At 35.6% G+C, this 8,851-nt stretch carries 12 protein-coding genes; 5 read left to right on the plus strand and 7 right to left on the minus strand.

What is annotated here, in order from left to right; translation table 11 throughout:
* Positions 1 to 5 precede the first annotated feature (5 nt).
* The 5 genes from PR809_RS16030 to PR809_RS16050 all read right to left on the minus strand — a co-directional run bounded on the left by PR809_RS16030 (position 6) and on the right by PR809_RS16050 (position 2,971).
* On the minus strand, positions 6 to 911 hold the full coding sequence (locus PR809_RS16030; protein WP_201287957.1) for an IS66 family transposase: 906 nt from the start codon (positions 909 to 911) through the stop codon (positions 6 to 8).
* A gap of 99 nt (positions 912 to 1,010) precedes the next feature.
* Positions 1,011 to 1,322 (minus strand): hypothetical protein, encoded by a 312-nt coding sequence (locus PR809_RS16035; RefSeq protein ID WP_125894530.1) that lies wholly within the window; start codon positions 1,320 to 1,322, stop codon positions 1,011 to 1,013.
* Complete coding sequence (locus PR809_RS16040; RefSeq protein ID WP_125894528.1) at positions 1,322 to 1,882, minus strand: FlhC family transcriptional regulator; 561 nt, start codon at positions 1,880 to 1,882, stop codon at positions 1,322 to 1,324. Before PR809_RS16040 ends, PR809_RS16035 begins: the two co-directional genes overlap by 1 nt.
* Positions 1,879 to 2,433 (minus strand): hypothetical protein, encoded by a 555-nt coding sequence (locus tag PR809_RS16045; protein ID WP_159227764.1) that lies wholly within the window; start codon positions 2,431 to 2,433, stop codon positions 1,879 to 1,881. Before PR809_RS16045 ends, PR809_RS16040 begins: the two co-directional genes overlap by 4 nt.
* Positions 2,423 to 2,971: a transglycosylase SLT domain-containing protein gene (locus PR809_RS16050; protein WP_125894524.1), complete on the minus strand. Its 549-nt coding sequence runs from the start codon at positions 2,969 to 2,971 to the stop codon at positions 2,423 to 2,425. Before PR809_RS16050 ends, PR809_RS16045 begins: the two co-directional genes overlap by 11 nt.
* Positions 2,972 to 3,457: 486 nt before the next feature.
* On the opposite strand from PR809_RS16050, the gene PR809_RS16055 reads away from it, so the two are divergent.
* Complete coding sequence (locus PR809_RS16055) at positions 3,458 to 3,916, plus strand: hypothetical protein (RefSeq protein ID WP_023159980.1); 459 nt, start codon at positions 3,458 to 3,460, stop codon at positions 3,914 to 3,916.
* Positions 3,917 to 4,250: 334 nt separating this feature from the next.
* Here the strand turns inward: PR809_RS16055 and PR809_RS16060 are convergent, their stop codons facing one another.
* Positions 4,251 to 4,670: a hypothetical protein gene (locus PR809_RS16060; RefSeq protein WP_125894522.1), complete on the minus strand. Its 420-nt coding sequence runs from the start codon at positions 4,668 to 4,670 to the stop codon at positions 4,251 to 4,253.
* A 323-nt stretch (positions 4,671 to 4,993) separates the two neighbouring features.
* On the opposite strand from PR809_RS16060, the gene PR809_RS16065 reads away from it, so the two are divergent.
* The 4 genes from PR809_RS16065 to PR809_RS16080 all read left to right on the plus strand — a co-directional run bounded on the left by PR809_RS16065 (position 4,994) and on the right by PR809_RS16080 (position 7,938).
* Positions 4,994 to 5,806 carry a DUF4942 domain-containing protein gene (locus PR809_RS16065; protein ID WP_185746950.1) on the plus strand — a complete coding sequence of 271 codons (813 nt, stop codon included), beginning with the start codon at positions 4,994 to 4,996 and terminating at the stop codon, positions 5,804 to 5,806.
* A 291-nt stretch (positions 5,807 to 6,097) separates the two neighbouring features.
* Positions 6,098 to 7,051 carry a plasmid segregation protein ParM domain-containing protein gene (gene parM, locus PR809_RS16070; RefSeq protein ID WP_125894518.1) on the plus strand — a complete coding sequence of 318 codons (954 nt, stop codon included), beginning with the start codon at positions 6,098 to 6,100 and terminating at the stop codon, positions 7,049 to 7,051.
* Between the two features lie 4 nt (positions 7,052 to 7,055).
* The gene (locus tag PR809_RS16075; protein WP_159227762.1) at positions 7,056 to 7,436 is read left to right on the plus strand and encodes a plasmid partitioning/stability family protein; all 381 of its coding nucleotides are present in this window, start codon (positions 7,056 to 7,058) and stop codon (positions 7,434 to 7,436) included.
* Positions 7,437 to 7,446: 10 nt separating this feature from the next.
* On the plus strand, positions 7,447 to 7,938 hold the full coding sequence (locus PR809_RS16080; RefSeq protein ID WP_125894514.1) for a hypothetical protein: 492 nt from the start codon (positions 7,447 to 7,449) through the stop codon (positions 7,936 to 7,938).
* A gap of 675 nt (positions 7,939 to 8,613) precedes the next feature.
* Here the strand turns inward: PR809_RS16080 and PR809_RS16085 are convergent.
* Positions 8,614 to 8,851 (minus strand): hypothetical protein (locus PR809_RS16085; RefSeq protein ID WP_272524570.1); only part of this gene is annotated, 238 nt, incomplete at its 5' end.

Here is an 8,851-nt window from a genome sequence, read left to right on the forward strand (position 1 = left end):
AGCCATCACAAAGGATCAGATCGCAGAACTTGGAAAAGGTTCAATGGATTTAGGCAACAACGCCCAGAATATTGGTCAGTCACTAAAAGGTGTGAAACCGCTTCACCAAGTAGTCGTTTGGCAGCATGTTGGTTTCTTCCGCTGTTAATTTGGAAAAAGGCTACGTTATTGCTGAGTGCGGCCCACATCCAGCGTTTATCATTATTGCGCTGATGTGAAGTCTCATCAGCCATAATCAGTTTAGATGCTTTTACTGTGTCATGAATTTGAGTATGAGTATCAGCTAAGTATTCAGTGACTCGTCCTTGCGCCGCAGATATTGCACCTGTTGAGAAGTTAAGCTGGAAGACGTCTTTCAGCATAGATTGTATTTTACCTATGCTTTGGTGGTGCTGCGTCGCTTGGATTGCGATAAAGCTATGTAGATTTGGCCCCATTTGAACATCGGGCACAGACTCTGGAAGCTCCGCTTGATGTTTATCACCACACCATGAGCACTCGCCTTTAAAAATTTGATGTTCAACAAGCGTGTATGAGATATCTGGCAAGTCAAAGATTTGGTGTCGTTTATAAGGTTTTCTATTTGGAATAACACACCCACCGCAGTGGCATATCTTATTCGGTAAGTATTGCTCAACCGAGGCACTGTCTTCAACAGGGTGAAGCAGTCGGCGATGGCCTTTATGACCTGGTTGAGCTCCTTGCTTTTTTCCAGATTTATTCCGATTCGGCGAAGTATTTTTAGCTTTATTATGCAGGGGTTGTTGAGATGATGGCACAGAAGAGTTGCGACTATTTTGGTTTAGCCTATCTTCAAGCTCAGCCAACTTATTCCATAAAAAGTGGATGATATCTTTCGCCTCTTCAGGCGAATCGAAATCTGGCGGTGGAGGTAATGTTTTCTTATTCATACCTCCAGATTGCCACCACAAAAAGATCACTCAAGTTGAATGTGGGATCAAGTTAACTCAGTCACATAAATTTGCTGTCAATAGCTCCTTGGTGAATAGTTACCTTTGTGAGATGATTTCTCTTAACTGATCCATCCCTTTTGTATCGCTTACAACAATAGGTTCCTTAATTTTTTTTAATGAATTTCCTTTCTGACTTGGTACTAACACAGCAAAGATTGTGTAATTATCCGCATCATCATCTAGATTATTCAACCCTATTGATTTAGCAATTTTGAGAGCTTCACTTCCATTTTCAACCACTGGTTTTGAAGCCTCATTATTATATATCCAATTACTATTTTCATTATTAGCACAGCCGGATAACACTAATGAAAATAGAATTCCTGTAATCATTTTACAACTTTTCATTATTCACCCTTATTATTAATGAATTCATTTTCTTTAGATTCAGAGCAATAAGGACATTTCATATTGCAGGAATCCTCTGATTCGTGTGTAAGATAGGTATATTTCTGCCGACACTCAAAACAGCCAGTTAAACCAATTATTCCATTTCGGTAATTGGTTGCAATTTGCCATGCCAAGTTCGGATCAATTATGTGTTTCTTTAATGGATCATCAAAGAAACCACAATGAACATTAAATAAATGGCGGTATGCTTTATAAGCACCAACCAATTCTTCTATTTGCAATCTATTTTCTGGATCTTGTGCAGTCATTAAATATACATGTAAAAAATCAGTTGCAGATCGTTTATCATGTTGATTAGCTAATATAGTGCTAATTTTTCTTAGTCGCCCTAACGTAAAATCATTATCCTCATTATCAATTCCTGAATCATTTCGTAAACATCCATACATACGTGGAGATATTGCTGGAATCTCAGACAATATTACATTCTTTCTAAATCCAAGTTTTATCATATCAATTGCTAATTGATAACCTTCTGGCGCAATAGTTAATTTCATTTAAACACCTTTCCACATAAGCGCGCTCTAAATTTAAGATAGAATAATACATCATCATATTTTTTATGATAACCATCACTATCGACTAATCTAGTTGATATAATCGAAGGTCTGTAAATTGGAGAAATATTTATTTGCTTTGAATACAAAGAAAACAGTATTTCCTTAAAAGAAAACTTATTAATTGTATTGTATGACTGACAATCATTAAACCAAAAGAAATGATTAGTATCTGTGCCAGACATGCTGTTAATAATTGCTGATTCAATTAGCATTGTTAAACGCAAAAATGAAACATCCAACAGAGATTTTTTAAAATTTGGGTCTTTCTTAGTATATAAAGACTGAGAATCCTCTTTGTAGCTTAATATATAAGCAGGCACTTTCAATCCACTGAAAAAATCTCTCATAATGGAAAAATCTTCAACAAAACAGGTTTTGTCAGAATTGACGATCACAAATGGATTATTATCAACTCTTTCAGAATTACTTAATAAACTGAAAAGTACATCAGTCATTTCAGTGTTGTAGCAATTTATTTTATTGTTCATTTTCTTTCAATCTTTTCCATATGAGCAGAACTGATTCACCATATTCTTTAGCTTTGTTCTTTAACGCTGGATTTGGTGTGTGATAATTACCGATGGCTTGCGCTATATCATTTGGAGATAGTTCAATCGCTCGACACAAGACCTTCGCTGATAACTCAATGTTCTTATCTACATCTAATAACTCAGCAGGGTCAGAAACATAATTACTACCGTTCCAACGCCAATTAATTTGTTTAATACCGATATCAGTCAATGCTGAAACGCTTACATATTCCCGCACTTTTCGGACAGCATCATCTCGGTTCACCGGATAATAAGAGCCCATAATTGGGTTATTTAAAGCATAGCGATGGGGTGCAACAAAGGATTTATCGCCTGTTCTATGGGAGCTCTCTTTAAGAGCAATAGCATAGAGTAAAAGCGGATCGAGGTTACATTGTTTAGCGTGCTTTTCCCACGAGGTATTAGTTAAATCTACAACAGCAGCCTCGCAAATCGCAGCATTAAAAATGCTTAAAAACAGAAGAAAGCGTTTCATCCTCCCCTCACTTATTTTGAGCATATACGTATATATCAGTATAAATTATAGTAAGACATACATTAGTCGTCAATACACCATCTACGACTAATGCAATTTATTATACATTTATTTACAGTATGCGTAAACAGAGAGGGAGTAAAATTTCACTTATATTCAACATATTACATAATATAAATAATTAGTGGCATGATACTTATTATCCAAAGAAATTAATAACATTCGCATTAAGTCGAAAATAGGTGTTTTATGGCTTACGAAAGACAATTCTTTCTTCTGCACCAAAATCGTTATCGGCACATTTTCAAAAAACATTAAGTCACCAAGGGGGTTTTGGTGACTTAATGTATCTCATGTATTAAGTCACCAAAACAGTAGTTACGACTTAATGTAATCGAAACATTAAGTCACCAATAGGGTGGTTACGGTATAATTAGTTTATGTTAAAATGACTTTTTCTAAACCTTTTCTGGAGTGCTGAAATTCATGTCAGTATCATATGAAGATGCGTTATTGCTAAAGCTGGAAGCAATCCTTGCTGACTGTGAGGAAGCAATAACTGTATGCGCTGATAATGCGGTAAATCTGATCCAACAGTTTATGCAAGAAATAAATAACAAACAGCTATTCTCCCCATACCTGCCAGTAATTCATAACGACAGGGGCTCAGTACGGATTCGATGGGGAATGGTTGTGATGAACAAGGCGACTAAAAAAGTTGGCTCTATGCGTAATGCTCCAACCACAGGTAATGGCGATTTTGACATACGCTATTTTTCAATTCGGTCTGATGAAGTACGCCAACTTATTCAAAAATACGAGGATAAGTTTAAAATTATCAGGGCTGACATTAAGCAAACCAAAAATATTACTAAATCATTGAAAATGAGAATTACACATTTGAAAAAGGGCACAAGAAAAACGGTTATCGGTGTTACTCGCTGATTTTTATGTTTTTTTTGTTTACTGTGAGCCGTAGGCGATCTTTTAGGGGGTACTGTGAGCCGTAGGCGATCCTTTCCCTGTCTTTAAAAACAGCGTAGGGGCGATTTTGAGAGGACTTCCACACATCATCGTGGATAACATTAGCGTACAGGCTAAAGTGGCTCAGAATCGCTTAGACGAAGCATATATGATATTAAAAAGCCACTACTTGCATCCATTCACTTTTTTCAGCCATTTTGTGCAGTATTTTACGAATAAGTAGAGGCTTTCCCTTTGGGGAAGATAGCCAGACACAATAAGCTCTGACTATTTTTCTGTAATTTAATATTGAATCTTAATTAATTAATCTTTTCCATATATCCATACTTGAATCTGCTGATATTTTAATTACATCCCAATTAATACCGTAATTACAATCATGGTTGTTTTTAAGTGCCTCCAATACATCTAAACAAAAATTCTTTTTATCATCATCACTTAAATTAAAATAGAAAACATCAAGATCAGTTTTATTAAATTCATCTAATTCTGTTTCACTATCCCAACCGGAAACAATACTTGCATGAATATCTTCAGCACACCACGTTACCGAGAAAAAGCCTTTCTCAGTAACAGTATATTCTTCAACACCTATATTCGACTTGCTTATTATTCTACGCGCTTCCTTTTCAGACTTTGCTTGTACATCAAATGAAGCTAGAGCATAGTTATTGTTATTAAGATTAACCTTATACGATACATTATAGGTATTCATGACTCATCCTCGTTTAATTATTATTAGCTGTGGTAATTAATTATATTTGAGAATTAATAATATATTCGTACAAAGCTGAAAGCAATATTTTTGTAAAAATAATAAATACAATATCACCACTTATATAAACACAAGAATTCATTATACAATTAATTACCAAATTAACAGAGTTAAATTAAATCATAATTATTCATTTTTAATTAAATAATGAAGTTTTCACTTTGACAAATATATATCTTTATTGTTATTTGCTTGATATGGTACTACTTCTATTTTTTCTCGCCTAACGTATGCCATATAAAAAATTAAATTGGATTTTATTAATGAACCTTAATACCAATACTAATATCATCGAATCAATTGAGATAGACAGAGTAATTGCAATCCGAGAACATGCTATTAGCCTATATAAAGAATCACTCTCTAAAGCAGCAGAGGCTATCGAAATATTAAAAACAATCCCCAATACCAACAATCATTTTCCTCACCAATGCATAGAGGACGATTTAATTGATTTGCAATACCCTAGAAATACTAATGATGATGATAACAGAACACGGTTTGAACTTTGGTTAGACAGAAAGATATGGAAAATGTTTATTGATAAATCTGGTATCAAAACAATCATGAGCAATAAACAAATAGAAAAGTTACATTACGACCTTTACGATATGAAATCGCCTATATTCAACTTTGAGAATGCATTAAGCACTTTTACAAGTTTAAGCGCTAACAAAGCTGATTCATTTAAGAATGGATTGATGGATGCGTTGCAATCTGTCTCATGGGATTACAAGAGTAATAATCCTCGCTATCTTGGCAAAAAAATAATAATGGATAATGCTGTTTCAGTTGGTAAGTATTCAACTAGATTTAATAAGACTGACACCGTTAACGATCTAGTTAGAATATTTTGCATCTTACAAAAAAAACCAATTCACAAATTTCAAAATAGTGTAGGGCTATATATATCTGATAATGTGCGAACTAATAATAAAAATTTTGAAACTGAATTTTTCATCGTTAAGTGGTACAAAAAAGGCACAATGCATTTACAATTCAAAAATGAAACTCTAATAAGCAAAACTAATGATTTGATAGCAAAACTTTTTCCCTCAGCATTGCCACCTTTGTGAAAAGCAATTCAAAGTCAGGATATGAGGTATAACTAAAAACACATCAGCTATACCTCATTTAAACCTCAGTTTTCGACAAGATATCAAACTCACCTCATATGAACCTCAACAAAACATCAAACCATACTAAAATATTACATTTTCATTTTGTTTTTTACACCCTAATAACTCTCAAATTATTCTCACACAACCCTCTTGCAACACTCAAACCCCACTGTTAAAATTACAGCAATACTCAATTTCGCATCAAATATATCTCAGATGCATCACATCAACAATTAGAGGCTTTAAATGCGTATTTATATAGATGATGGTTCTACTAATATAAAAATGCTGTGGGATCAGGAAGGTGAAGTAATTAAAATTAGTCCTAACAGCTTCAAGCGCGGTTGGGGTACGGCTTTTGGTACTGGCAAACCATTCAACTATACCGTTGATAACGAGAAGTATTCATTTGATATTATTGATCCTGACAATTTACCAACTAACAACGTAGCTTGGCAGTATAGCCCTCTTAACGCCGTTGCAGTGCAACATGCACTTCAGATTAGCGGCTTACCCCCTCAAGAGGTCGAAATCGTTGTCACTCTGCCATTGGCAGAATTTTACGACCAAGATGCGCAATATCGAATGGATAACATTCAACGCAAAAAAGATAACTTAATGCGTGAAGTTCAAGTAAGCAGAAATGAACCTTTCAAAATCAAAAAAGTAACAGTTCGTCCTGAGTCGATCCCTGCGGGTATATCTTTATGTGATGAATTAAGACCTAATCATTCTGTACTGATTATTGATATTGGTGGCACCACAACTGATATTTCAATGGTTTCAGGTCAAATGACGTCGGTATCACGCATTTATGGAGATCCTACTCTTGGCGTATCGTTGGTTACTAACGAAGTAAAAAGAGCTCTGGCTAACGCTTCAACAGAAACATCCAGCTATAACGCAGATCAACTCATTATTAACCGGCACGATGAAAACTATCTGTTAGATAACATTAACTCTATTGATGATATTCAGATGGTAAAAGACGCCATGAACAGCAGTATAGAACGACTAAATACCCGTGTACTCGATGCGATCAGTACCTTTAAGGGATATACACATGTCATGGTTATTGGCGGTGGTGCTGCACTTTCCGCTGATGCAATCAGAAAGCAAATAGCTATACAGCCAGAACGTTTCTACGTGGCTGATGAACCTCAGTTTGCTTTGGTTCGGGGTCTCAAATTATTAGGATAACGTTATGAAACAAGAGCGTAAAAAGATAATTTTATATCTTCGTCCTGAACTCAGCGAAGCAGATAAATTCGCAACTAAAAAGATTGAAGAATCGCCGGTTCAAACTGAAGCTGTACGTACTGCTTTACTGGCAGGGATCGCATTAGGGGAAATTGATGATAGATTGCCCTCCTTGTTGGCTTCAATCCTATCAGAAAGGACAAAGGCTGATACCTTCAAAGTAATGTTAGATTCTTTTCTAACTGTTGATAGTGACGGTACTCATGCACACAATAAAGTAAATTCGAGTCAGGCAGAACGGGCGTTATCGACTGATAAAGTAAAAATGGAGAAGGAGCCCCCAAGTCAGGCAGCACAGAATTTGAAAGGTTCATTACCAGATTGATGGGTGGGGTATGTCAGAACAAGTGTATGGTGATACTTTAAAGTTCTTCGCCGATTGGCAGAAAAACGAAAAAAAACGTTCCTGTCTTAACTTTCAAAAGGTGGTTTCCAGATCTGGCGTTCCTACCCTTAACATCGAAATAGCACCTCTTGAAAAGGATGGAACAGCAAGATGGGAGCAAAAACTGACTATTCAGTTATCCTTAAAAGAACTGACTCAACTCTCTGCATTAGTGCTTCTATCAAAGAAGTATATTGATAATCTAGATGCCCGATATCATGGGGATCATAGAAACAAAGGGTTGTCTGTATTTGATAATGGCAAGTCAGGTATGATTTTCATGATCTCTGAAGCAGGACAGATGCAAGAACATGGTATAGACCAATACCAACGTTTGGAACTGACAGTATTCATCGTACAGCAACTATCCGCAGCGTTAAAAATAAGCTATGCATGTACTGTTGTGACTCTCAAAAGTCTATATTTGATCGATACTCATTAACTGAGAAGCCTAAACATCTGTTTAGGCTTTTTTATTCAATCAAAAATTCACTTATATTTTTAATTCTGAACAGCGAGAGACATGAAAACTTGTTTTCGTGTCGGAGTCGCTGTTGAACAAACGAGCAAAGCGAGTGCGTTAGATTTAATGTGAAAGTTATTAACAAAGTCCACCAGCATCTTTGATTTAAGATCTTTTTTTTCTTGATTGATCTTAAAACCTTAAAACCTTAGACCATAAAATAAAACTATTAAATTCAATATGTTACTTATTGAAAGGTTGGTGTTTGCGAGACTAAAGGTTGATGTTTGCAAGACTAAAGGTTGATACTTGCGAGGTGAAAGGTTGATGTTTGCAAGGCTAAAGGTTGATGTTTGCAAGGTGAAAGGTTGATGCTTGCAAGACATTATCGCTCACTTTGTATCCACCGATTGATTTTTATACTAATATCACGTAGTTATTTGATATATTGGTAGATTATTTATTTATTTCTTGTGGATAAAACTTAATCGCATGAGAACAGTGGTTAACATTCATACTGCCTGAAGCTGGTGGACAATTATCTTAACAGGAATCTGTGTATTTGTGTGGTTGATCACAAAAGGTTGATGTTTGTGAGACACATGCAGTGATACTTAAAATACAAATAACGACTATATATCAATGCGATATGTTTTAAAGGTTGACGTCTGCAAGACTTCTTCCGAAAAGGTACTTTCCAAACGAGCCGTGAAAGGTTGACGTCTGCAAGACCGTGGTGCTGTGAGTGCCTGAGTAAATACCAATAAATATCAATAAGATAGGCTGTAGAAATACTGAAAGGTTGATGTCCGCAAGACAACCACCAAAAAGATACTTTTCCGCTCTGGTGCTGAAAGGTTGACGTCTGCAAGACAGTGGTGCTGTGAGTGGA

The sequence above is a fragment of the Providencia sp. PROV201 genome (genome assembly GCF_028479545.1).
Classification (GTDB): domain Bacteria; phylum Pseudomonadota; class Gammaproteobacteria; order Enterobacterales; family Enterobacteriaceae; genus Providencia; species Providencia huaxiensis.